Annotated in this window: 22 protein-coding genes and 1 riboswitch; of the genes, 9 read left to right on the top strand and 13 right to left on the bottom strand. The window is 74.3% G+C overall.

From position 1 onward, the window contains the following. Positions 1-187 precede the first annotated feature (187 nt). The 3 genes from ACIG5E_RS18225 to ACIG5E_RS18215 all read right to left on the bottom strand — a co-directional run bounded on the left by ACIG5E_RS18225 (position 188) and on the right by ACIG5E_RS18215 (position 2,387). Positions 188-577, bottom strand: a complete 390-nt coding sequence (locus tag ACIG5E_RS18225; RefSeq protein WP_396534436.1) for a DUF3040 domain-containing protein — start codon at positions 575-577, stop codon at positions 188-190. A 430-nt stretch (positions 578-1,007) separates the two neighbouring features. Continuing rightward, positions 1,008-1,760 carry a methyltransferase domain-containing protein gene (locus tag ACIG5E_RS18220; protein WP_396534435.1) on the bottom strand — a complete coding sequence of 251 codons (753 nt, stop codon included), beginning with the start codon at positions 1,758-1,760 and terminating at the stop codon, positions 1,008-1,010. A gap of 45 nt (positions 1,761-1,805) precedes the next feature. Further along, a complete protein-coding gene (locus ACIG5E_RS18215; RefSeq protein ID WP_396534434.1) occupies positions 1,806-2,387 on the bottom strand; it encodes an SAV_6107 family HEPN domain-containing protein in 582 nt (193 codons plus the stop codon). 579 nt (positions 2,388-2,966) lie between these two features. Here ACIG5E_RS18215 and ACIG5E_RS18210 point away from each other — a divergent pair. Beyond that, a complete protein-coding gene (locus ACIG5E_RS18210; RefSeq protein WP_396534433.1) occupies positions 2,967-3,584 on the top strand; it encodes a DUF4126 domain-containing protein in 618 nt (205 codons plus the stop codon). Positions 3,585-3,595: 11 nt separating this feature from the next. After that, positions 3,596-5,089: a phytoene desaturase family protein gene (locus tag ACIG5E_RS18205; RefSeq protein WP_396534432.1), complete on the top strand. Its 1,494-nt coding sequence runs from the start codon at positions 3,596-3,598 to the stop codon at positions 5,087-5,089. Positions 5,090-5,115: 26 nt separating this feature from the next. On the opposite strand, the gene ACIG5E_RS18200 is transcribed toward ACIG5E_RS18205, so the two are convergent. Together ACIG5E_RS18200 and metF are read right to left on the bottom strand one after the other, a co-directional pair. Further along, positions 5,116-5,985: a hypothetical protein gene (locus ACIG5E_RS18200; protein ID WP_396534431.1), complete on the bottom strand. Its 870-nt coding sequence runs from the start codon at positions 5,983-5,985 to the stop codon at positions 5,116-5,118. 163 nt (positions 5,986-6,148) lie between these two features. Next, positions 6,149-7,066, bottom strand: coding sequence for a methylenetetrahydrofolate reductase [NAD(P)H] (gene metF, locus ACIG5E_RS18195; protein ID WP_396534430.1), 918 nt, complete (start codon positions 7,064-7,066; stop codon positions 6,149-6,151). A gap of 183 nt (positions 7,067-7,249) precedes the next feature. Here metF and ACIG5E_RS18190 point away from each other — a divergent pair, with 183 nt between their 5' ends. Continuing rightward, complete coding sequence (locus ACIG5E_RS18190) at positions 7,250-8,356, top strand: polyprenyl synthetase family protein (protein WP_396534429.1); 1,107 nt, start codon at positions 7,250-7,252, stop codon at positions 8,354-8,356. Positions 8,357-8,377: 21 nt separating this feature from the next. Here the strand turns inward: ACIG5E_RS18190 and thiE are convergent, their stop codons facing one another. Genes thiE through ACIG5E_RS18175 form a run of 3 tightly spaced genes read right to left on the bottom strand, consistent with a single transcriptional unit; the run spans position 8,378 to position 10,629 of the window. Next, positions 8,378-9,028: a thiamine phosphate synthase gene (thiE, locus tag ACIG5E_RS18185; protein WP_396534428.1), complete on the bottom strand. Its 651-nt coding sequence runs from the start codon at positions 9,026-9,028 to the stop codon at positions 8,378-8,380. Next, the gene (locus ACIG5E_RS18180) at positions 9,028-9,393 is read right to left on the bottom strand and encodes an Rv2175c family DNA-binding protein (protein ID WP_396534427.1); all 366 of its coding nucleotides are present in this window, start codon (positions 9,391-9,393) and stop codon (positions 9,028-9,030) included. Before ACIG5E_RS18180 ends, thiE begins: the two co-directional genes overlap by 1 nt. 33 nt (positions 9,394-9,426) lie before the next feature. Continuing rightward, a complete protein-coding gene (locus ACIG5E_RS18175; RefSeq protein WP_396534426.1) occupies positions 9,427-10,629 on the bottom strand; it encodes an NAD(P)/FAD-dependent oxidoreductase in 1,203 nt (400 codons plus the stop codon). Positions 10,630-10,712: 83 nt separating this feature from the next. Further along, a riboswitch (TPP riboswitch) is annotated at positions 10,713-10,825 on the top strand. On the opposite strand from ACIG5E_RS18175, the gene thiO reads away from it, so the two are divergent. The 4 genes from thiO to pknB all read left to right on the top strand — a co-directional run bounded on the left by thiO (position 10,820) and on the right by pknB (position 14,893). Then, the gene (gene thiO / locus ACIG5E_RS18170; protein WP_396534425.1) at positions 10,820-12,004 is read left to right on the top strand and encodes a glycine oxidase ThiO; all 1,185 of its coding nucleotides are present in this window, start codon (positions 10,820-10,822) and stop codon (positions 12,002-12,004) included. Its footprint overlaps the riboswitch before it by 6 nt. Beyond that, entirely contained in the window at positions 12,001-12,225 is a 225-nt protein-coding gene (gene thiS / locus ACIG5E_RS18165) for a sulfur carrier protein ThiS (protein ID WP_396534424.1), read from the top strand. The genes thiO and thiS overlap by 4 nt, the downstream gene beginning before the upstream one ends. A 3-nt stretch (positions 12,226-12,228) precedes the next feature. Further along, positions 12,229-13,035: a thiazole synthase gene (locus ACIG5E_RS18160; protein ID WP_396534423.1), complete on the top strand. Its 807-nt coding sequence runs from the start codon at positions 12,229-12,231 to the stop codon at positions 13,033-13,035. Between the two features lie 79 nt (positions 13,036-13,114). Continuing rightward, positions 13,115-14,893: a Stk1 family PASTA domain-containing Ser/Thr kinase gene (gene pknB / locus ACIG5E_RS18155; protein WP_396534457.1), complete on the top strand. Its 1,779-nt coding sequence runs from the start codon at positions 13,115-13,117 to the stop codon at positions 14,891-14,893. Between the two features lie 13 nt (positions 14,894-14,906). Here the strand turns inward: pknB and ACIG5E_RS18150 are convergent, their stop codons facing one another. Beyond that, positions 14,907-15,536, bottom strand: coding sequence for a molybdopterin-dependent oxidoreductase (locus ACIG5E_RS18150; RefSeq protein ID WP_396534422.1), 630 nt, complete (start codon positions 15,534-15,536; stop codon positions 14,907-14,909). Between the two features lie 231 nt (positions 15,537-15,767). Here ACIG5E_RS18150 and bfr point away from each other — a divergent pair, with 231 nt between their 5' ends. After that, entirely contained in the window at positions 15,768-16,247 is a 480-nt protein-coding gene (gene bfr / locus ACIG5E_RS18145) for a bacterioferritin (protein WP_396534421.1), read from the top strand. A 14-nt stretch (positions 16,248-16,261) separates the two neighbouring features. Here the strand turns inward: bfr and ACIG5E_RS18140 are convergent, their stop codons facing one another. After that, positions 16,262-16,561, bottom strand: coding sequence for a bacterioferritin-associated ferredoxin (locus ACIG5E_RS18140; RefSeq protein WP_396534420.1), 300 nt, complete (start codon positions 16,559-16,561; stop codon positions 16,262-16,264). 185 nt (positions 16,562-16,746) lie between these two features. Beyond that, positions 16,747-18,096: a class II 3-deoxy-7-phosphoheptulonate synthase gene (locus tag ACIG5E_RS18135; protein WP_396534419.1), complete on the bottom strand. Its 1,350-nt coding sequence runs from the start codon at positions 18,094-18,096 to the stop codon at positions 16,747-16,749. Between the two features lie 300 nt (positions 18,097-18,396). Here ACIG5E_RS18135 and ACIG5E_RS18130 point away from each other — a divergent pair, with 300 nt between their 5' ends. Further along, complete coding sequence (locus tag ACIG5E_RS18130) at positions 18,397-20,355, top strand: anthranilate synthase family protein (RefSeq protein WP_396534418.1); 1,959 nt, start codon at positions 18,397-18,399, stop codon at positions 20,353-20,355. Positions 20,356-20,395: 40 nt separating this feature from the next. On the opposite strand, the gene ACIG5E_RS18125 is transcribed toward ACIG5E_RS18130, so the two are convergent. Beyond that, complete coding sequence (locus ACIG5E_RS18125; protein ID WP_396534417.1) at positions 20,396-21,106, bottom strand: response regulator; 711 nt, start codon at positions 21,104-21,106, stop codon at positions 20,396-20,398. Beyond that, the gene (gene macS / locus ACIG5E_RS18120; RefSeq protein ID WP_396534416.1) at positions 21,103-22,350 is read right to left on the bottom strand and encodes a MacS family sensor histidine kinase; all 1,248 of its coding nucleotides are present in this window, start codon (positions 22,348-22,350) and stop codon (positions 21,103-21,105) included. Before macS ends, ACIG5E_RS18125 begins: the two co-directional genes overlap by 4 nt.

Below are 22,350 nucleotides of genomic sequence, written 5' to 3'. Positions count from 1 at the left end.
GCGTCCGGGGCGCCCCGGGCCGCGGCGCGGCGTTTTACCCCGCGGCCCAGGGCCCCCCCCGCGGGCCCCCCCCCCCCCCCGCGCGCGGGGGGGGGCCCCGCCCCCCCCCCCCCCCCCCCGGCTCTTCTCGTTCGCAACGGTCCTCAGCGGTCCTGACGTGGTCCCGACGCGGTCCGGACGGTACGGCTCAGAAGCCGCCGGTCTGCTCGTCCCGGCGGCGCTGCCAGCGCTGCTCCACCCGGTCCATCATCCCGGCCTTGCGGCGCGGGGCGGCGGCCTGCCGGGGGCCGGAGCCCTGGCTCGCGGGCCCGCGGCGCCAGCCCGTCACGGCGAACACCGCGCACCCGAGCATCACCAGGAACCCCACGACGCTGACCCAGATCTGGTCCGGAACGACCATGCCGCCCATCAGCAGGCCGATCCCCACCACGAAACCGGCGACGGCCAGGTAGACCCGCCGGCGGGTGTAGGTGCGCAGCCCGGTTCCCTCAAGCGCCGACGCGAATTTGGGATCTTCGGCATACAGCGCTCGCTCCATCTGGTCGAGCAGTCGCTGCTCGTGCTCCGAGAGCGGCACGGAGTCCTCCTACTCGTCGGTCGCGGGTGCGACCGGTCCGCCACCCCGGTCGGGGAGGCCAGTCCAATCAGCCTTGGGCATGCGGTCGGACGCCCGTGCGGGGGACCCGGCCCGTGTCGTCCATATGCCCCACGCGTCCGGCTGTCATGCTTTCCGGCTTTACCCAGATCATACGGTCCGTGGGCCCGTTACGGGGTGGTCTGCGCCGCGTGGGCCGGGCCACTTCGACCGGGCGGGGCCGCACCCGGGTCAACGCCGGACGACTCGGACAAGTGCCCGATCCGATGGAATCGGCCCGGACCTGGGGAGCCGCGCGAGCGCACCGGGGCGAGGGGCAGGAGTCCGGCGGCCGTCCGGGAAGCGAACCGCCGCCGCACGGTGTGCGAACCGTACGGCGGCGGGCGGGAGATCCGGTGCTCCGGAAGGGCGCTCAGGCCAGGGTGGCCAGCAGGTGCAGCTGGGTGGCCACGGCATGGAAGGCGGGCTGCTCGGCGGCCGCCTCCTCCAACTTCAGCAGCGCCTCCATGGCGCCCGGCTCGGTGTCCACCAGCACCCCGGGCACCAGGTCGGCGAAGACCCGGACGCCGTGCACCGACTCGACCCGCAGGCCCGCGCCCTCGGCCAGCCGGCCCAGCTCCTCGCCGGTGAAGCGGCGCGGCATCGGGTCCTGCTCGCCCCAGCGGCCGTCGACGGCGGAGAGCACCGTACGGGCCTCGTTGAAGTGGCCGGCCAGCGCGCGGGCCAGCACCGCGCCGTTGCGGTTGGCGGCCAGCAGGCTGACCAGGCCGCCCTTTCGCAGGGTGGCGGCCAGGCTGCCGAGCGACTCGGCCGGGTCGTCCACGACCTCCAGCACGCCGTGGCAGAGCACCGCGTCCACGGTGCCGGGGGCGACCAGCTCGGGCAGCGTCTGGGTGTCGCCCTGGACGGCCCGGACCAGGTCCGTCACCCCGGCCTCGGCGGCCCGGCGCTCCAGCGCGAACAGCGCGTCCGGGCTGGGGTCGACCACGGTGACCCGGTGGCCCAGCTTGGCCACCGGCACGGCGAAGTTGCCGGTGCCGCCGCCGGTGTCGACCACGTCCAGCACCGGCTGGTCCAGCTCGGCCGCCCGCTTCTCCAGGGCTGCCCGCACCACCTCCCACACCACGGCGGTACGCAGGGCGCTGCGGGGACGCGTCGGGTACAAGGTGGGGCTCCTTGGCACGTGCAGATCGATCGGGATGCCTCCACCTTATGCCTGACGGGTGGCGGCTCCGCTCACGCCGCCTGGCTCGTCGCCGCCCAGCGGCAGGCGGGGTGCGGGCGGGGTCGGGTGCAGGCCGAGCAGACGCTCGACCAGGCGCAGGAACAGGGCCGAGTTGCGGATCAGGTCGTCGGCGTCGCGGGCCGAGGCGGCGCCCCGGATCCCGGCCTCGGCGGCGGCCCGGCGGCGGGCGCCGGCGCCGTAGTAGAGCGCCCACTCGGCCAGTTCGGGGGCCACCTCGGGCAGCACCTCCCAGGCGCTGCGGATGGCCTTGCGCCGCCGCGGATCCTTCTCCGGCCGCCCGCGGACGGCCAGCACGGCCGCCACCGTGCGCAGGGCGGCCAGGTGGGCGGTGGCGTAGCGCTCCAGCGGGTCCTCCAGCGCGCGGGCGCGGGCCAGCGTGCGGTGGGCGTCGGCGAGCAGGTCGAGGGCGGCGGGCGGCGCGGCGGTCCGGCGCAGCACGGGGTGGACGTCCCGCCCGGCGGGGCGGCCACCGGCGGGGCCGGGAACGTGTGGCAGGGCGGCGGAGTGGAGGCGGGCGGTGACGGGCTCAGGATGGCTGATGGTCATGGTCTCCCCCGTTCCGAGGCAGCGCGCGGACCGGGTGGTCCGTGCGCTCCCATCGTGAACCGCACCACTGACAATCCGGCCCCGGGTACGGGCGTACCGGCGGCGGTCGCGGTCCCCCCGGTCCGCGCCGCCGCCGTCTGCCGTCGCCCCGCCCACCCCCCACCGGGTGGCGGTGGCGAACTCCCCCCGTTCTCCCCCGTCCGGTGACCGGTCTCCCCCCGGCCCGCTCCGCCGCCCCGTGCCGGCGGTGCGGGGCCCGAGACCGGCGCCCGTTCGCGGATCTCGGCCGCCGCCCCCCTGGCCCTCCCGGCCGGGGGAACGGACGGATCCGCCACCCAGGCGGCCGGCGCCCGACGCGCCGTCCTCCCGGGTGCCACCACTCTCCCGTCCCAGCAGGTCGGAGGCCATCCGCTGACGTACTCAACCGCGGATCTGAGTACCCGTACTCAGTCGGCCCCGGTCCTCCGGGCGGGGAACCACGGCGGTGGCCCGCGACGTCCCGGCTCCCGGTACGGTACGGCGGGGCCGGGCGGTCCCGGCCGGGGTCGGAAGACCCGGGAGAGCGAGGAGGGGGACGCGATGACGGTCCTGCCGCTGATCTTCACCAGCGGTCTGGCCAGCGGCATCAACGCGTACGCGGTGGTGCTGCTGCTCGGCCTGCTGGGCCGGTTCGCCGGGGCGGAGTCGGTGCCGCACGCGCTGGAGCGCACCGATGTGCTGCTCGCGGCGGCCGTGCTGTTCCTGCTGGAGGCGGTGGCCGACAAGATCCCGTACGTGGACACCGTCTGGGACGCCGTGCACACCGTGATCCGGCCGATCGCCGGCGCCGTCGTCGGCGTGCTGATCGCGAGCAACGACCCGGGCTCGCTCAGCTCCGTCGCGGCCGGGGCGATGGGCGGCACCACCGCGCTGGTCACCCACCTGGTCAAGGCCTCGCTGCGGATGGCCGTCAACACCTCGCCCGAACCAGCCAGCAACATCGTGGTCAGCCTGCTGGAGGACCTCTCGGTGGCCGGCCTGGTCACCCTGGCGATCTTCCACCCCTGGGCGGCCGCCTCGATCTCCGCGGTGCTGCTGGTGGCCGGCCTGCTGCTGGTCTGGCTGGCGATCAGCAGGATCCGGGCGTTCCGGGCCCGCCGCCGCGAGCGCAGGGCCGCCCGGGCAGCCGCCGAGGGGACTTTCGCAGGCCGGGCCTAGGATCGGGTGCCATGGCACGGATCGTCATCATCGGCGCAGGAATGAGCGGGCTCGCGGCGGCCTCCCGGCTGGCGACCCTCGGTCACCGGGTGACGGTCTGCGAGGCGGGCGGCACGTACGGCGGCATGGTCGGCCGGTACGAGCGCGACGGCTTCGCCTTCGACACCGGCCCCGGCCTGCTCCCGCTGCCCGCCGTCTACCGCGACCTCGCGCTGAAGACCGGCCGGGAACCGCTGGAGCAGCTGGTCGAGCTGGCGCCGGTGGACCCGGAGAGCCGGCACCTGTTCCCCGACGGCACCGCCGTCACCCTGCCCAACGCCTCGCGCGGCGGCGTCAGCCAGGCCCTGGACGCCGCCTTCGGCACGGGCTCCGGCGCCCGCTGGAGCGAGGTGATGAACCACGGCCGGACGGTCTGGGAGGCCACCCGCCGCCCGCTGCTGGAGGAGCCGCTCCCGGCCGACCGGGCCTTCCTGGGCACCGACCCGTACCCCGTGCCGCCGGCCACCGGCCTCGCGCGGCTGCGCCGCTCCCGGCCGTGGACCCTCCGGGACGTCGCCGCGCGCGAGCTCGGCGGCCACCCCGGCCTGACCGCCCTGCTGTCCGAGGCCGCGGTCCGGTACGGCTTCGTCCCCGGCCAGGCCCCGGCCGGGGCCACCGTGCTGCCGTACATGGAGCAGTCCTTCGGCGTCTGGTACGTCCGGGGCGGCCTGCGGGCCCTGGCGGAGGCCGTGTACCGGCGCTGCGAGCTGCGCAAGGTCGAGTTCCGCTTCGACACCCCGGTCACCCGGGTGGTCGTCGAGGACGGCCGGGCGCGCGGGGTGGAGACGGCGGACGGCCGGATCGACGCCGACCTGGTGGTCTCCGCGATGGACGCCGCCGCCCTGCACCGCCACGGCCTCGCCGAGTGGCCCGGCCTCCGGCCCGAGCAGTGGGAGCCGCACGGGGTGCCCGGCCGGTTCAGCCTGCTGCTGGCCCTGCGCGGGCCGCGCCCGGAGGGCACCGCGCACCGGACGGTCGTGCACGCGGCCGACCCGGCCGCCGAGGAGGCGGCGCTGACCGGCTCCGGCCCGCTCTGCGAGCGCCCCACCGTGCAGGTGCTCCGCCCGGACGACCCGGCGCTGCGGCCCGACGGCGCCCACGAGAGCGTGGTGCTGACCGCGACCGTCCCGGCCCAGGGCGCGTTCGACTGGACCGCACCGGGCGCCGGCGACCGCTACGCCGACCAGTTGCTCGCCCACGTCGACGCGGCCGGCCCGGGCCTTCGCGAACGGATCCTGTGGCGGGTCGTCCGCACCCCCGAGGACACCCGCCGCGAAACCGGTGCCCTCGCCGGCGCCGTCGCCCGGCCCGTCCTGGCCGGCGCCTCAGGCCGCTGGCTCAAGGCCGCCAACGAGTCCCCCGTCCCCGGCCTCCACCTGATCGGTGCCAACGCCCACCCCGGCGGCGGCCTCTCCCGCGTCGGCATGTCGGCCTGCATCGCCGCCAACCTCATCGGCCCGGCCTAGAGGCCGGGCCGGGGGCCGCCGCGTCCTCAGCCCTGCTGCCAGGTGTTCTGCTGCTGGTAGCCGTAGCCGCTCTGGTCGTACACCGGCTGCTGCGGGATGCCCTGGCCCTGCTGGTCGGGCTGGGGCTGCCACTGCTGCTGGTGCTGCTGCTGCTGGGCGTTCGGGTCCCAGGCCTGCTGCGGGTAGCCCGGGTACGGGTCCTGGGGCTGCTGCTGGTAGCCGCCGTACGGGTCCTGCTGCTGGGGGTAGCCACCGTAGGACTGCTGCTGGTCGTAGGCGTAGGCCGGCTGCTGCTGGGTCTGCCACTGCTGCTGGTCGTAACCGGACTGGTAGGCCGGGGCGTACGGGTCCTGCGGCTGCTGGGCCTGCTGCTGCTCGTAGTAGGCGGGGGCGTAGACGCCGTCCTGGGCGAGCTCCTGCATCTCGAAGGCGGCGGTCTGCTCGACCTCCGGGGTCTCCTCGGCGACCGGCGCCGACGCCTCGACGGGCGCCTCGACCGGGGCCGGGGCCTCCTCGACCGCGCTGACCTCGCCGACCCGCTTCTGCTCCGCCGCCGCCGCGGCCGCGACCGCCGCGCCGCCGGTCAGGGCGGCGAGCAGGGGCACCTTGGCGAGGGGGCCGGGCAGGCTGCCGTCGGACTTCCGCAGGGACCAGCCGGCCTGGTGGCCCTTCTTGACCGACAGGGTGACGAAGGCCTGGCCGACCGCGAACAGGCCCGCTCCGGCGCCGATCACCACGACCGAGCCGAGGCCCATCCCGACGGCCACGCCGAGGAAGCCGGCCAGGGCGAGCGCCCGCCAGTGCAGCGGGGCCCGGTTCTGCAGCAGCACCTCGGCCACCAGCCAGAGCGCGACCACCGCCAACGCGACGTACAGCAGCAGGTATCCGATGCCCATCCGCGCGCTACCTCCAGTCGCGTGCCCGCGCGCGCCGCGCGTGTGCGGCGACTGTACCGGTTCAACGGCCGGGGTACCGCATCGCGTTCCCGGCGTAGGCCGCTCCGGCCGCACACGACCGAGCCCGCCACCGCGGAACGGTGACGGGCCCGTGGACACAACGCTAGGAGCGCTGGTGCAGCCCCAGGTTCTGGTAGATCTCCAGCGTCGCCGTCGAGTGGTTGAGCGTGATGAAGTGCAGGCCGGGCGCACCCTCGGCGAGCAGCCGTTCGGCCATCGCGGTGGCGTGCTCGATGCCGATCGCCCGCAGCGCCGCCGGGTCGTCGACGACGGCCCGCAGCCGCTCCTCCAGGTCGGCCGGGAAGGCCGAGCCGCTGAGCTGGGGGAAGCGCTCCAGCTGCTTGGCGTTGGTCACCGGCATGATCTCCGGGATGATCGGCGTCTCGCATCCCGCGGCGGTGACCCGGTCGCGGAACCGGAGGTAGTCGTCCACCTCGAAGAACATCTGGGTGATCGCGTAGTCGGCGCCGGAGCGGACCTTGGTGACGAAGTGCCGGATGTCCTCGTCCCAGTCGGCCGAGCGCGGGTGCATGTTCGGGGAGGCCGCGACGCCGACGCAGAAGTCGCCGATGCCCTTGATCAGCTCCACCAGCTCGTACGCGTAGGTGACGCCGTCCGGGTGACGGACCCACTCGCCCATCGGGTCGCCGGGCGGGTCGCCCCGGACCGCGAGGATGTTCCGCACTCCCTGGTCGGCGTACTGGCCGATGATGTTGCGCAGTTCGGCGACCGAGTGGTCCACCGCGGTCAGGTGGGCGACGGGGGTGAGCGTGGTCTCGGTCGCGATCCGGCCGACCATGTTGACGGTGCGCTCGCGCGAGGAGCCGCCGGCGCCGTACGTCATGCAGACGAAGTTCGGGTCCAGCGGTTCGAGTCGACGGATGGCGTCCCAGAGCTTCTGCTCGCCGGCCTCGGTGCGTGGCGGCATGAACTCGAAGGAGAAGGAGCGCTTTCCGGCCGCCAGGAGCTCGCGGACCGTCATTGCGCGGTCCGATCTCGTGGAAGCGATGCCGAGTGCCATGCTGGCAGGTTATCGGGCCCCCGAAGGGGCCGGACAACTCGATTCCACGATTCGGGACAAGTAGTGGACACCCTTCCGCTTCCCTCCCTCCCGCTCCCTGCCTCCCACCGGCCCGCTCGCACGTCCGTTCCCGGCTACCCCGCTACGCTTGCTGCACCCCCAGCGAACCAGCGGAGCCTCATCGTGACCTCGTCCAGCAACCGGCCGGCCAACCCCATTGACGTGGAGGACGTCCGCACGCGCGTCAACGCCGCCCTCGCCGCGTTCATGGACGGCCAGTCCGCGCTGCTCGGCAAGATCTCACCGCAGCTGGTGCCCGCCGCGGACGCCCTGCGCGACTTCCTGCTGGACGGCGGCAAGCGGCTGCGCCCGGCCTTCTGCTACTGGGGCTGGCGCGCCGCCGGCGGCCCGGCCGGGGGCGAGGGGATCGCCAACGCGGCGGCCGCGCTGGAGCTGCTGCAGGCCAGCGCGCTGGTGCACGACGACCTGATGGACCGCAGCGACACCCGCCGCGGCCTGCCCTCGATCCACCGCCGCTTCGAGGCGCTGCACCGGGACAGCGGCTGGCGCGGCGACCGCGAGCAGTACGGCGCCTCGGCCGCGGTGCTGCTCGGCGACCTGCTGCTGATCTGGTGCGACGAGCTGTTCCTGCGCTCGGGCCTGGACCCGGCCGCCGTGCTGGCCGCCAAGCCGGTGTTCGACCTGATGCGCACCGAGGTCATGCTCGGCCAGTACCTGGACGTGCTGGAGCCGGTGGCCGGCGACTCGGCCGACGAGGGCGCGCTGGAGCGGGCCCGGACCGTCCTGCACTACAAGTCGGCGAAGTACACGATCGAGCGGCCGCTGCAGGTCGGCGCCCTGCTCGCCGGGGCCGGGCCGGAGCTGGTCGAGGCCCTCGGCGCGTTCGGGCTGCCGTTGGGCGAGGCCTTCCAGCTGCGGGACGACCTGCTCGGCGTCTTCGGGGACCCGGCCGTCACCGGCAAGCCCGCCGGGGACGACCTGCGCGAGGGCAAGCGCACCCTGCTGGTCGCCCACGCGATGCGCGCCCTGCCGCGGGCCGACGCCCGGCACCTGGACGCCCGGCTCGGCGCGCCGGACCTGGCCGCCGAGGAGGTCGCCGAGCTGCGCGAGCTGGTCGCCCGCAGCGGTGCGCCCGAGCTGGTGGAGCACCGGATCGAGGAGCTGATGGGCCAGTCGCTGGCCGCGCTGGCGGCGGCGCCGCTCGCCGACGAGCGGGCCCGCACGGTGCTGCTGGCGCTGGCCGAGGCCGCCACCGTCCGCAAGTACTGACGGCGACGGCCCGAACCGGGCTCAGACCGCGCGCACCCGGCGGGCGAGCTCGGCGGCGGCGGCCCGCGGGTCCTCCGCCGCGGTGATGGCCCGGACCACGACGATCCGGCGGGCGCCGGCGGCCAGCACCTCGTCCACGTTGCCGAGGTCGATCCCGCCGATGGCGAACCACGGCCGGTCGGTGGCCTGCCGCGCCGCGTACGAGACCAGGCCGAGGCCCGGCGCCGGGCGGCCCGGCTTGGTCGGGGTCGGCCACACCGGGCCGGTGCAGAAGTAGTCCACGCCCGGCTCGGCGACCGCCGCGTCCACCTCGGACTCGGCGTGGCAGGAGCGTCCGATCAGCACGTCCTCGCCGAGGATCGCCCGGGCGGCCGGCACCGGCAGGTCGTCCTGGCCGAGGTGCAGCACGTCCGGCCGGGCCGCGTGGGCGACGTCGGCGCGGTCGTTGACGGACAGCAGCTTGCCGTGGCGGCGGCAGGCGTCGGCGAAGACCTCCAGGGCCGCCAGCTCCTGCTTGGCCTCCAGGCCCTTGTCGCGGAGCTGGACGATGTCCACCCCGCCGGCCAGCGCCGCGTCCAGGAACTCGGCCAGGTCGCTCTGCTCGCGCCGGGCGTCGGTGCACAGGTAGAGCCGGGCGTCGGCCAGCCGGGCACGCGGCGTGTCCGCCGCCATCAGATCAGCATCGCCTGGGCGCGGCGCTTGACCTCGGTGCCGCGGTTCTCCCGCAGCGCCTGGATCGGGCTGCCGGGCAGCGACGGGTCCTCGGTGAAGAGCCACTCCAGGATCTCCACATCGTTGTACCCGCAGTCGCGCAGCACGGTCAGGGTGCCGGACAGGTGCTTGACCAGCCCCGGGCCGTCGATGAACGCCGCAGGGACCTGCAGCGACTTGTTCGGGCCCCGCCGGACGGCGATCAGCGCGCCGCTGCGCACCAGGTCGCGCACCTCGGTGACACGCACTCCCCACTGCTCCGAGATGTCGGGGAGGTACATCCACTCGGGGACCAGGGCTTCAATCTTGCTTTCGATCTCGCTCACGCCACCAGACTGCCACCTCGGCACCGCCCGGCGCTAAGCGGCGGCCCCCTTGAGCGCGACCGACGGGTCCGCCGCGAGGGTCCGGTCCAGCGCCGCCCCGCGCTCGATCAGCTTCCGGCCCTGGGTGAGGTCGCGCGGCCGGTCCACCGCGAGCAGCGCGCTGGGCACGCCGTCGCGCAGCCACAGCACCGACCAGGCGGCGTCCTGCGGGCTGCCGCGCCACAGGACTTCGTCGCCCTCGGCGTGCCGGCCCGCGTACTGGACCATCCGCCCGAACTGCTCGGACCAGAAGTACGGCACCGGGTCGTACGGCGCGTCCGCCCCGAGCACGGCGGCGGCCGCGGCCCCGCCCGACTGCAGCGCGTGGTCCCAGTGCTGGACGGTCAGCCGGGCGCCGGAGCGGGCCGACGGGTAGCTGACGCAGTCCCCGGCCGCGAACACCCCGGGCAGGCCGGTGCGCAGCCGCCCGTCCACCACGACCGCGCCGGAGGCGTCCAGCTCGACGCCCGAGCCGGCCAGCCAGCCGGTCGCGGGCCGGGCGCCGACGCCGACCACCACCTCGTCGGCGGGCAGGTGGGAGCCGTCCGCCAGCAGTACCGCCCCGGGCTCGACGGCGGCCACGCCGACGCCGCAGCGCAGCTCGACCCCGGCCTCGGCGTACCAGGCGGCCATCGCCGAGCCGACCTCGGTCGGCAGCGCGCCCGGCACCGGCGCCGGACCGGCCTCGACCACGGTGACCTCGCAGCCGGCCTGGCGCGCGGCGGTGGCCACCTCCGCGCCGATCCAGCCCGCGCCGACCAGCACCAGCCGCAGGCCGGGGCGCAGCAGCGCGCGCAGCGCCAGGGCGTCGTCCAGGGTGTGCAGCAGGTGGGCGCGCTCGGCCCCGGGCAGGGCGCGCGGGGTGGCGCCGGTGGCGATCACCAGGGAGTCGTACGGGAGGTCGCCGCCGTCGGTGTGCAGCACGCCGGGGGCGAGGCCGGTGGCCCGGCGGCCGGTGAGCAGCTCGATGCCGAGCCCCTCGTAGTCGATGTCCAGGGTGGTGGCGTCGGCCTTGCCGAGCAGCACGTCCTTGGAGAGCGGCGGCCGGTCGTACGGCGCGTGCGGTTCCTCGCCGACCAGGACGATCCGCCCCCGCCAGCCGCCCTGCCGCAGCTTCAGGGCGCACTGCGCCCCGGCCAGCCCGGCTCCGACGACGACCACCCGATCCGTTCCGCTCAGCTCTGCCACGCCCGTCACTGTACTCAGCGACCGGCCGGGCCCCGGCGGCCGTCCACCCCTCGTACGGCCCTTCGGCCGCGCCGACCCCCGGCGTTAAGGTGGGGGCACCACACGGGAGCCCGGCGAACCGGGCTGAGAGGCGGGCTGGCACGGCCCGCGACCGTCCGAACCTGATCCGGGTCATACCGGCGAAGGGAGAAGAGCAGCTTTGTCACGCTTGCCATCGGGCAGCCGCGCCGACGTGCTGGTGATCGGCGGGGGCGTCATCGGCCTCGCCGTCGCCTGGCGCGCCGCACAGCGCGGGCTGCGGGACGTGATCGTGGTCGACCCCGACCACGGCGGGGGCGCGGCCGGGGTCGCGGCCGGGATGCTCGCTCCGGTCACCGAGCTGCAGTACGGCGAGGAGCCGCTGCTGCACCTCGGGATGGCCTCCAACCAGCGGTACGAGACCTTCGCCGCCGAACTCACCGAGGCCGCCGGCGGCCTGGACACCGGCTACCGCCGCTGCGGCACCATCGCCGTCGCGCTGGACTCCGACGACCGCGAGGAACTGCGCGAACTGCACGCCTTCCACCAGCGGCTGGGCCTGGACTCCAGCTGGCTGACCGGCCGGGAGGCCCGCAAGCTCGAACCGATGCTCGCCCCCGGCGTGCGCGGCGGCCTGCACGTCGCGGACGACCACCAGGTGGACCCCCGCCGGCTGCTCACCGCCCTGGTCGCCGCCTGCGAGCGGGCGGGCGTCCGGCTGCACCGGGCCGAGGCCGTCGAGCTGCTGGTCAACGGCGGGCGCGCGACCGGCGCCCGGCTGAGCAGCGGGGAGAGTCTGGGCGCCGACCAGATCGTGCTGGCCGCCGGGCCGCACAGCCACCGGCTGCCGGGCCTGCCCGAGGGCGTGCTGCCCGCCGTCCGGCCGGTGAAGGGGCAGGTGCTGCGCCTCCATGTCCCCGACGCCTACCGGCCGTTCCTCTCCCGCAACGTCCGCGCGGTGGTGCGCGGCCAGCACCTGTACCTGGTGCCCCGGGAGAACGGCGAGCTGGTCATCGGCGCGACCACCGAGGAGCAGGGCTACGACACCACCGTCACCGCCGGAGGGGTGTACGAACTCCTGCGTGACGCCCATGAGTTGGTCCCGGGCATCACCGAACTCCCGCTGCGGGAGACCGCGGCCGGACTGCGGCCCGGTTCCCCGGACAACGCCCCGCTGCTGGGCCCGACCTCACTGCCCGGGCTGGTCGCCGCCACCGGCCACTACCGCAACGGCGTGCTGCTCACGCCGGTGACCGCCGACCTGCTCGCCGACTACCTGGCGACCGGTGAAGTCCCCGAGCTCGCACGGCCGTTCACGCCCACCCGGTTCTCCCCCGACGCCCCCACCACGAAGGCCTCCGCATGACCGAGACCAGCCCGACCGACATCGCCCTGACCGTCAACGGCGAGCCCCGCCGGGTGCCCGCCGCCACCACCCTCGCCGAGCTGGTAGCCACCGTCAGCGCCGCCAACACCGGCGTCGCCGCCGCCCTCAACGAGGCCGTGGTGCCGCGCAGTTCGTGGCCCGCGACGGCGCTGGGCAGCGGCGACCGGATCGAGATCCTCACCGCCGTACAGGGAGGCTGAACCATGGCCGACGACCTTCTGACCATCGCCGGGACGACCTTCTCCTCCCGGCTGATCATGGGCACCGGCGGCGCGCCGAGCCTGGAGGTCCTGGAGCGCGCCCTGCTCGCCTCCGGCACCGAGCTGACCACCGTGGCCATGCGCCGGGTCGACGCCACCACCCAGGGCTCCGTCCTGGACGTGCTGACCCGCAACGGCATCCGCGTCCTGCCCAACACGGCCGGCTGCTTCACCGCCGGCGAGGCCGTGCTGACCGCCCGGCTGGCCCGCGAGGCGCTCGGCACCGACTGGGTGAAGCTGGAGGTGATCGCCGACGAGCGCACCCTGCTGCCGGACCCGATCGAGCTGCTGGACGCCGCCGAGACGCTGGTCGACGACGGCTTCACGGTGCTCCCGTACACCAACGACGACCCGGTGCTGGCCCGCAAGCTGGAGGACGTCGGCTGCGCGGCGATCATGCCGCTGGGCTCGCCGATCGGCTCCGGCCTGGGCATCCGCAACCCGCACAACTTCCAGCTGATCGTGGAGGGCGCCGGGGTCCCGGTGATCCTGGACGCGGGCGCCGGCACCGCCTCCGACGTCGCGCTGGCGATGGAGCTGGGCTGCTCCGCGGTGATGCTCGCCTCCGCGGTGACCCGGGCTCAGGACCCGGTGCTGATGGCCGAGGCGATGCGGCACGCCGCCGAGGCGGGCCGGCTCGCCCACCGGGCCGGCCGCATCCCGCGCCGCTTCCACGCCGAGGCCTCCTCCGCGATGGCCGGCCTCGCCGACCTGGACACCCGGGAGCGGCCCGCCTTCCAGTCCGTGTAGGGCATGTCACAAGCCGGTCCCGGAGCGGTGTCCTCCGGGACCGGCGTCCGCGCGCCCCACTAGACTCCCCCGGGTGGACATGGCATTGCACGACCCCCTGATCGGTACCGTGCTCGACAACCGGTACCGGGTCGAGCAGCGCATCGCGACCGGCGGGATGTCCACCGTCTACAAGGGCACCGACACCCGGCTGGACCGGGTGGTCGCCCTCAAGGTGATGCACCCTCAGCTGGCCGGGGACGAGGGCTTCACCGCCCGCTTCATCCGCGAGGCCAAGTCGGTCGCCAAGCTCACCCACCCCAACGTGGTCAACGTCTTCGACCAGGGCGCGGACGGCGGAAACGTTTTCCTCGCCATGGAGTACGTTCCCGGCCGCACCCTGCGCGACCTGCTGCGCGACCGCGGCGCGCTGTCCGTCCGGGCCGCGCTGGACGTGCTGGAGCCGGTGCTCGCTGCCCTCGGCGCCGCCCACCGGGCCGGGCTGGTGCACCGGGACGTCAAGCCGGAGAACGTGCTGATCACCGAGAGCGGCCTGGTCAAGGTCGCCGACTTCGGCCTGGTCCGGGTGCTCGGCAGCGCCGACGGCGCACCCACCTCGACCAGCACCGCCACCGGCGGCACCGTCATGGGGACGGTCTCCTACCTGGCCCCCGAGCAGATCCTCCCGGACGCCCCCACCGACCAGCGGGTCGACGTCTACGCGGCCGGCATCCTGCTGTACGAGATGCTCACCGGCCGCCGCCCGCACACCGGCGACAACCCCGTCCAGGTCATGTACAAGCACCTGCACGAGGACGTCCCCGCCCCCTCGCTGACCGCCCCCACCGTCGCCCCGGCGCTGGACGCCATAGTGGCCGGCGCCTGCGCCCGGGCGGCCGACGCCCGCCCGTACGACGCGGTGGAGCTGCTCGCCGCCCTCCAGCGGGTCCGCCGCACGCTCACCCCGGCCGAACTGGACGCCGAGCCGCCGGCCTCCACCCTGCCCAGCCCGCGCTACCCGACCAGCGAGCCCACCTCGGTGATCCAGCCGCTGCCCCGGCCCGCCGACGCCCCGGCGCCGGAGCGCACCAGCGTGCTGGACGTGCCGGCGGAGGTGATGGACCAGCTGCTCGCCGAGCCCCGCCCGTACGACGAGCCGACCCCGGTCCGGGTGCGCCGGCCGAGCCGGCTGCGCCGGGTCCCGCGCAAGCCGCTGATCTGGGTGGCCGCGCTGACCGCCCTGGTGCTGGCGGTCGGCGGCGTCACCTACGGGATCTCCGAGGGGCTGTACGGCTCGGTGCCGGGCGTGCTCGGCAAGGACCGGGGCGAGGCGCAGCGGATCCTGGACCAGTCGGGCCTGCACGGCAAGTTCGTCGACGCGTTCAGCGAGTCCGTCCCGGCCGGGCAGGTGATCTCCACCGACCCCGGGGTGGGCGCGCGCACCCGCAAGAGCGACTCGGTGACGGTCACCGTCTCCAAGGGCCCCAAGCGGATCGCGGTGCCGGACGTGACCGGCAAGAGTTCGGACGACGCGGCCGCCGCGCTGGCCGCCGCCCAGCTGACCAGGGGCGCAGTGACCCAGACCTACAACGACACGGTGCCGGAGGGCTCGGTGATCAGCAGCTCGCCGGCCGCCGGGCAGATGCTGCAGGAGAACGCCGCGGTCTCGCTGGTGGTCAGCAAGGGCATGGTGCCGGTCCCGAACGTCAGCGGGATGGGCCGGGACGACGCGCAGAAGGCGCTGCAGGCGGCGGGCTTCACCATGAAGGCGGCCACCGACTGGACGCTCGGCATGGGCAAGGTGAGCAGCCAGTCCCCGGCGGCCGGCGAGCGGCGCCCGCAGAAGACCGTGGTGACGGTCAACTTCTCGCTGTTCTGACGGGGTCGGGGGCTCAGCGGAGCGGCCCGTCGCCCGGCTCTTCCTGATAGGAGTAGCGCTGCTCGCGCCACGGGTCGGCCAGGTTGTGGTAGCCGCGCTCCTCCCAGAAGCCGCGCCGGTCGGCCCGCATGTACTCCACCGCGCGCACCCACTTGGGGCCCTTCCAGGCGTACAGCTTCGGCACCACCAGCCGCACCGGGAAGCCGTGCTCGGCGGTCAGCGCCTCGCCGTTGCGGTGGGTGGCGAGCAGGGTGTGCCGGTCGGCGAAGTCGGCCAGCCGCAGGTTGGCGCTGTAGCCGTACTCGGCCCAGACCATGACGTGGGTGACGCCGGGCGCCGGGGGCACCAGATCGAGCAGGAGGGCCGCGGGCACGCCCGTCCACTCGTTGCCGAGCACGGAGAACTTGGTGACGCAGTGCAGGTCCGCGACCACGCTGGTGCGCGGCAGGGCGTTGAAGGCCGCGAAGTCCCAGCTGTGCTTCTCCGCCGAGGCGGTGGCGCCGAACACCTGGAGGTCCCAGGTCAGCGGCTTGAAGCGGGGCACCGGCCCGTAGTGCAGGGCGGGCCAGCCGCGCTGCACGCGCTGGCCCGGGGGGAGCCTCGGGTCAGACGGCGGAAGCGGTTCTTGTTCGGACTGACCCATGGCTCCATGGTGACAGACGGCGGACGAGCCCCGGCGCGCGCCCCTTGGCCCTGGTTTCACGCCCTGCCCGTACGGGCCAATGGTCGATCGCACACCACCCGACAACCGCCCAAACCGGATATTCCGACACATGTCCTAGTGAGTGTGAACTTACTGGAATTTCCTCCCAATACGGTGCCAGGATGCCCAGCGCAAGAGTCACCGCAGGACGTAGCGCAGGGAGGCAGCACCATGCAGGGCGACCCGGAGGTCATCGAGTTCCTCAACGAGCAGCTCACGGCCGAACTCACCGCGATCAACCAGTACTTCCTGCACGCCAAGATGCAGGAGAACTTCGGCTGGACGAAGCTCGCCAAGTACACCCGGCACGAGTCGTTCGACGAGATGAAGCACGCCGAGACGCTCACCGACCGGATCCTGTTCCTGGAAGGGCTGCCGAACTACCAGCGGCTGTTCCACGTCCGGATCGGCCAGACGGTCAAGGAGATGTTCGAGGCGGACCGCCAGATCGAGGTCGAGGCGATCGACCGGCTCAAGCGCGGGGTCGTGGTGATGCGGGCCAAGAACGACGTCACCTCGGCGAACATCTTCGAGGACATCCTGGCCGACGAGGAGCACCACATCGACTACCTCGACACCCAGCTGGAGCTCCTGGACAAGCTCGGCGAGGCGCTCTACCTCGCCCAGCTGATCGAGCAGCCGGAGTCCTAGCGCCGGCTCCCGGCTCAGGCCACCCGCAACGGCACCACGGGGGCGATCGGGGCCGTCGGGCCCGGCTTCGGGGCGGCCGGCGCCGGAACGTCCTGGGCCTCCGAGTCGGCGAGGCCGAGCTTCGCGGCCAGCCGGGCGGTCGGGCAGGGCCGGGCGCCGTGCTCGCCGAGCAGCGCCTGGATCCGGCGGACGCAGGATCCGCAGTCCGTGCCGGCCTTGCAGCCCTTGGCTATCTGGCGCGGGGTGTTGGCACCCCCGTCGATCGCCTTCTTCACCTGGTCCTCGGTGACCGCATGGCACATGCACACGTACATCGCGGTCTCTCCCGGGGGTGAAGCGCAGGTGAAGCGCAGAATGGATCTTGACTAAGGCTTGCCTTAGTTCACTAAGCCTCACCTTACCCGGCGATCCGGGTGCGAAAAAGCCCCTCCGGGCTCGGGAACCCCGAATCCGGAGGGGCCTTCGTCACATCAGGGCCGGCGGATCACCGGCCGACCGATCACTGGCCGCGGTACATCTCCGCCACCAGGAACGCCAGGTCCAGCGACTGGCTGCGGTTGAGCCGCGGGTCGCAGGCCGTCTCGTAGCGCTGGTGCAGGTCGTCGACCAGCACCTCGTCGCCGCCGCCGACGCACTCGGTGACGTCGTCGCCGGTCAGCTCCACGTGGATGCCGCCCGGGTGGGTGCCGAGCGCGCGGTGCACCTCGAAGAAGCCCTTGACCTCGTCCAGCACGTCGTCGAAGCGGCGGGTCTTGTGACCGCTGGAGGCCTCGAAGGTGTTGCCGTGCATCGGGTCGCAGATCCACACCGGCTTGGCGCCGGAGGCGGTGACCTTCTCCACCAGGGTGGGCAGGTGGTCGCGGACCTTGCCCGCGCCCATCCGGGTGATGAAGGTCAGGCGGCCGGGCTCGCGCTCCGGGTCCAGCTTCTCGATCAGGGTGAGCGCCTCGTCCACCGAGGTGGTCGGGCCCAGCTTGACCCCGATCGGGTTGCGGATCTTGGAGGCGAACTCGATGTGCGCGTGGTCCAGCTGCCGGGTGCGCTCACCGATCCACACCATGTGGCCGGAGACGTCGTACAGGTCGCCGGTGCGCGAGTCCACGCGGGTCAGCGCGGTCTCGTAGTCGAGGATCAGCGCCTCGTGCGAGGAGAAGAACTCGACGGTCTTGAACTCCTCCGGCGCCACGCCGCAGGCGTTCATGAACGCCAGGGCGTTGTCGATCTCCCGGGCGAGCTGCTCGTAGCGCTGGCCGGCCGGCGAGTTGCGCACGAAGTCCTGGTTCCAGGCGTGCACCTGGCGCAGGTCGGCGTAACCACCGGTGGTGAAGGCGCGCACCAGGTTCAGCGTCGCGGCGGACGCGTTGTACATCCGCTTCAGGCGCTCCGGGTCCGGGATGCGGGACTCGGGGGTGAACTCGAAGCCGTTCACCGAGTCGCCGCGGTAGACCGGCAGGGTCACGCCGTCACGGGTCTCGGTCGACTTCGAGCGCGGCTTGGAGTACTGGCCGGCGATCCGGCCGACCTTCACGACCGGCACCGAGGCGGCGTACGTCAGCACGGCCGCCATCTGCAGCAGGGTCTTCAGCTTGTTGCGGATGTGCTCCGCCGAGACACCGTCGAAGGCCTCGGCGCAGTCGCCGCCCTGCAGGAGGAACGCCTCCCCACGCGCCACGGCTCCGAGCCGGGCGCGCAGCTGGTCGCACTCGCCGGCGAAGACGAGCGGCGGATAGGAGGCGAGCTCGGCAAGGGTCTTGCGCAGAGCCTCGTGGTCCGGCCATTCAGGCTGCTGCGCCGCGGGCAGGGACTGCCAGGAGTGGCCAGTCCTCGTTGTCTCAGTCGTCACGGTCACACCGCAAGGCTACGGGGTCGCGAGAGCGATCCGTGACCATTGCCCGAGGGATGAGACACGTCTCGGACATTGCCCGTCATCGGCCTCACCCGCCCGGCCCAATCGGCTAGGCTCGCCCCATGCACGCGCCCCACACCCACTCCTGGTGGTGGGCCTCCCCCAAGGGTGGCCCACAGATCGCGCGTTCCTAGACGAACACGACGGCCGCCCCTCGGGGCGGCCGTCGTGCGTTCGAGCAGACGGCCCTCCGGGAGCGGAACAGCACCGCCTCGCCATCCACCCCGGAAGGAAGCCGTACTCGTGACCACCCCCGCCGAGCTGCTCGCCCGCCTCACCGCCCCCGGCGCGCCCGCCTTCGCCCTGCTGCACCGCCGCACCCCCCGGCACGCCCCGGACACCGTCGAGGTGCTGCTGGGCACCGTCGACAGCTACGAGCACCTCGCCGACCTGCCGGTCCGGGCCGGCATCCCGGCCGCCGGCCCGGTCCACGACCTGCTCGCGCTGGTCCCGTACCGGCAGATCCGCGAGCGCGGTTTCGAGGCGCACGACGACGGCACCCCGCTGCAGGCCCTCACGGTGGCCGAGCAGTACGCCCTGCCGTTGGCCGAATTCACCGCCGCCCTGCCGCAGCTGCCGGTCACGCTGTCCGGCGGCGCGTTCGACGTGGACGACGAGGCGTACGCGGCGATCGTCCGCCGGGTGATCGAGGACGAGATCGGCAACGGCGAGGGCGCCAACTTCGTGATCCGACGCGACTTCCACGGCACCCTGGAGGCCCCCGGCGGAGCCGGAGATGGACACTGCGGTCCCGAGCTCGCACTCACGCTGTTCCGCCGGCTGCTGGACCAGGAGCGCGGCGCGTACTGGACCTTCCTGGTGCACACCGGCGACAGGGTGCTGGTCGGCGCCTCCCCCGAGGTGCACGTCCGGCAGAGCGGCGGCACCGTCGTGATGAACCCGATCTCCGGCACCTACCGCTACCCGGCCGGCGGCTCCGACCTCGACTCGCTGCTCCGGTTCCTCCACGACCCCAAGGAGCTGGAGGAGCTGACCATGGTGGTCGACGAGGAGCTGAAGATGATGTGCACCGTCGGCGACCTCGGCGGCCAGGTGCTCGGCCCCCGGCTCAAGGAGATGTCCCACCTCGCCCACACCGAGTACGAGCTGCGCGGGCGCACCTCGCTGGACGTCCGCGAGGTGCTGCGCGAGACGATGTTCGCCGCCACCGTCACCGGCAGCCCGGTGCAGAACGCCACCCGCGTGATCCGGCGCTACGAGCCCGGCGGGCGCGGCTACTACTCCGGAGCGCTCGCCCTGATCGGGCGCTCCGCGAGCGGCGGGCAGCTGCTGGACTCGCCGATCTGCATCCGCACCGCCGACATCGACCCGGCCACCGGCCGGCTGGTCGTCCGGGTCGGCGCCACGCTGGTGCGCCACTCCGTCCCGGAGTCCGAGGTCGCCGAGACCCACGCCAAGGCCGCCGGGGTGCTCACCGCGATCGGTGCCCGGCCCGCGCCCGCCCGGCTGCCCCACTCCGGCGGGCCCCGGCTCGCCGACGACCACCGGGTGCAGGCCGCACTGGACGCCCGCCGGGCCGACCTCGCGCCGTTCTGGCTGCGGATGCAGACGCCGTCCCGGGTCACCGAGGCCGAGCCGACCCTCGTCGTGGACGGCGAGGACACCTTCACCTCGATGCTCAACCACCTGCTGACCTCGCTCGGCCACCGGGTCACCGTGGTCCGCTTCGACCGGCCCGGCCTGCGCGAGCTGGTCGCGGCGCACCGCGGCCCGCTGGTGCTCGGCCCCGGCCCGGGCGACCCGGCGCTCGCCGACGACCCCAAGATGGCGGTGCTGCGACCGGTCGTCGCGGACGCCCTGGCCGCCGTCCGCTCCGGCGCCCGCACGGCCCCGCTGCTCGCGGTCTGCCTCAGCCACCAGCTGCTCTCCGCCGAACTCGGGCTCGCGCTGGGCCGCAAGGCCGTCCCGTACCAGGGCGCGCAGGAGCGCATCGACCTGTTCGGCACCAAGCGGACGGTCGGCTTCTACAACACCTTCACCGCGCGCTGCTCGGACGCCGACGCGGTCCGGCTCGCCGCAGCGGGCGTCGAGGTCTCCCGGGACACCGCCACCGGCGACGTCCACGCGCTGCGCGGCCCCGGCTTCGCGGGCCTGCAGTTCCACCCGGAGTCGGTGCTCACCCGGGACGGCGTGGACATCGTCGCGGCCCTGTTGCGGGAGGCAACGGCCGTACGGGGATGAGGAGTTGTGCGGGCCCGGGCGGCAACCGCCCGGGCCCCGCTCAGAGTTCCTCGTCCAGCCCCCGCTCGATCGCGTACCGGACCAGCTCCACCCGGTTGTGCAACTGCAGCTTGCCCAGCGTGTTCTGCACGTGGTTCTGCACCGTCCGGTGCGACAGCACCAGCCGGTCGGCGATCTGCCGGTACGACAGGCCCTTGGCCACCAGCCGCAGCACCTCGGTCTCCCGGGCGGTCAGCTGCGGGACTGCCGGCGCCGAGGCCGGGGCCGGCTCGGCGGCCAGCCGGCGGAACTCGCCGAGCACCAGGCCGGCCAGGCCCGGGGTGAACACCGCGTCGCCGACGGCGGTACGGCGCACCGCGTCCAACAGCTCCTCCCGCCCGGCCGACTTCACCAGGTACCCGGTCGCGCCGGACTTCACCGCCTCCAGCACGTCCTGGTGCTCGCCGCTGGCCGACAGCACCAGCACCCGCACCGCCGGATCCTGCGCGACCACCTGGCGGCACACCTCGGCGCCGGGCAGCCCGGGCAGATTGAGGTCCAGCACGACGACCTGCGGCGAGCAGGCCCGGGCGCGGCGCACCGCCTCCTCGCCGTCGCCCGCCGTGGCCACCACGTCCAGGCCGGCCTCGGCGAGGTCGCGGGAGACGGCGTCCCGCCACATCGGGTGGTCGTCCACCACCATCACCCGCACCGGCCGGTCGGTGGTCGGCTGCTCGGTCGCCGGCTGATCGGTCATCGGCTGGTTGGTCATCGGGAGGCCTTCCTCGGGACGCGCAGTTCGACCTCGACGCCCTCCCCGGGCGCCGAGTACAGCTCGGCCGTGCCGCCGAGATCCAACACCCGGCCGCGGATGGACTGGGAGACGCCCAGCCGCCCGGCCCGCTCCGCCTCGCCGAGCCGCCCCGGCGCGAAGCCCGGGCCGTCGTCGCGGATGCTGACCGTGACGGCCTCCGGCTCGTCCTCGACCAGGATCCAGGCCCGGGCCCCCTCCCCGGCGTGCCGGCGGACGTTGTCGACGGCCGCACCGACCGCCGCGGCCAGCTCGCCCGCCGCCGGACCGGGCAGCAGCACCGGGGTGCCCGGGGCGGAGAGCGTGATCCGCTCGTCGGTGTACGGGCGCAGCAGCGCGGTGAGGTCGCGCGGCCCGGCGGGGTCGGGCGCTTCGGCGGCCCCGGCCTCCGGCAGCCGCTGCGCCGGGAGCGGACCGCCCGTCATCAGGGCCCGCAGCGCGCGCTCCTGTTCACCGGCGAGGCGGCCCAGCTCGGCGAAGTCCGTACCGTCGGCGCCACCGCTGCCGCTGCCGTTGGCGCTGCCGCCCAGCTCCGCGCCCCGGCGCTGGACCAGGGCGAGCACCTGGAGCACGCCGTCGTGGATGTCCCGGGAGAGCCGCTCGCGCTCCCGGGTGGCGGCCTCGACCTGCAGTGCCCGGGTGAGGGTGGCCTCGCTGGCGCGGGCCAGCTCGATCACGTAGCCGATCGCGCAGCCGGCCACCAGCAGCAGCACGATGTTGTGGACGTTGTCGCCGGTGGGCCCGCCGTGGCCGAGGATGTTGGCCACCCCGATCACCGCGCCGGACGCCGCCGCCGGGCGCCAGCCGCCCTTGGCGGCGAAGCCGAGCACCGTACCGGCGGCCCAGATGGTCGGCAGGGTGGGCGCGCCGTGGCTGATCCGGGCCGGCGCGTCGGTCATCCCGCTCAGCACGATGCCGGTCACGGCCAGCGAGAGGTCGAAGCCGAGGACGTACCAGGTGCAGCGCTGCGGGTTGGAGAAGGCCCGGGTGCTGGCCAGCGTCCAGAGGATCAGCGCGCCGAAGTAGATCCAGCCGGCGACCGGGTGCAGGAAGTGCAGGTAGGAGTTGAAGTACCGCAGCAGCGCGTAGCACAGGGCCAGCACCCGGAAGTAGGAGATGGCCTTCCACAGCGGGAGTTCGACGGACATGCCGCCGGCCGCCAGCGTTCCGCCGACCGCGCCGCCCGTTCTCGCGCCCTCCGCCAT

Origin of the sequence: Kitasatospora sp. NPDC053057, from assembly GCF_044546945.1 — a bacterium.
GTDB lineage: Bacteria > Actinomycetota > Actinomycetes > Streptomycetales > Streptomycetaceae > Kitasatospora.
This window is presented reverse-complemented; position numbering and strand designations above follow the sequence as displayed.

What these genes read in the sequence shown, in the direction of transcription:
- ACIG5E_RS18200 (WP_396534431.1), bottom strand. Translation starts at nt 5,985, where the DNA reads ATGGGCATCGGATACCTGCTGCTGTACGTCGCGTTGGCGGTGGTCGCG.
- thiS (WP_396534424.1), top strand. Translation starts at nt 12,001, where the DNA reads ATGACCGAGACCAGCCCGACCGACATCGCCCTGACCGTCAACGGCGAG.
- ACIG5E_RS18160 (WP_396534423.1), top strand. Translation starts at nt 12,229, where the DNA reads ATGGCCGACGACCTTCTGACCATCGCCGGGACGACCTTCTCCTCCCGG.
- bfr (WP_396534421.1), top strand. Translation starts at nt 15,768, where the DNA reads ATGCAGGGCGACCCGGAGGTCATCGAGTTCCTCAACGAGCAGCTCACG.
- ACIG5E_RS18125 (WP_396534417.1), bottom strand. Translation starts at nt 21,106, where the DNA reads ATGACCAACCAGCCGATGACCGATCAGCCGGCGACCGAGCAGCCGACC.
- ACIG5E_RS18215 (WP_396534434.1), bottom strand. Translation starts at nt 2,387, where the DNA reads ATGACCATCAGCCATCCTGAGCCCGTCACCGCCCGCCTCCACTCCGCC.
- thiE (WP_396534428.1), bottom strand. Translation starts at nt 9,028, where the DNA reads ATGGCGGCGGACACGCCGCGTGCCCGGCTGGCCGACGCCCGGCTCTAC.
- macS (WP_396534416.1), bottom strand. Translation starts at nt 22,350, where the DNA reads ATGGCGGAGGGCGCGAGAACGGGCGGCGCGGTCGGCGGAACGCTGGCG.
- ACIG5E_RS18210 (WP_396534433.1), top strand. Translation starts at nt 2,967, where the DNA reads ATGACGGTCCTGCCGCTGATCTTCACCAGCGGTCTGGCCAGCGGCATC.
- ACIG5E_RS18140 (WP_396534420.1), bottom strand. Translation starts at nt 16,561, where the DNA reads ATGTACGTGTGCATGTGCCATGCGGTCACCGAGGACCAGGTGAAGAAG.
- ACIG5E_RS18150 (WP_396534422.1), bottom strand. Translation starts at nt 15,536, where the DNA reads ATGGGTCAGTCCGAACAAGAACCGCTTCCGCCGTCTGACCCGAGGCTC.
- pknB (WP_396534457.1), top strand. Translation starts at nt 13,115, where the DNA reads ATGGCATTGCACGACCCCCTGATCGGTACCGTGCTCGACAACCGGTAC.
- metF (WP_396534430.1), bottom strand. Translation starts at nt 7,066, where the DNA reads ATGGCACTCGGCATCGCTTCCACGAGATCGGACCGCGCAATGACGGTC.
- ACIG5E_RS18205 (WP_396534432.1), top strand. Translation starts at nt 3,596, where the DNA reads ATGGCACGGATCGTCATCATCGGCGCAGGAATGAGCGGGCTCGCGGCG.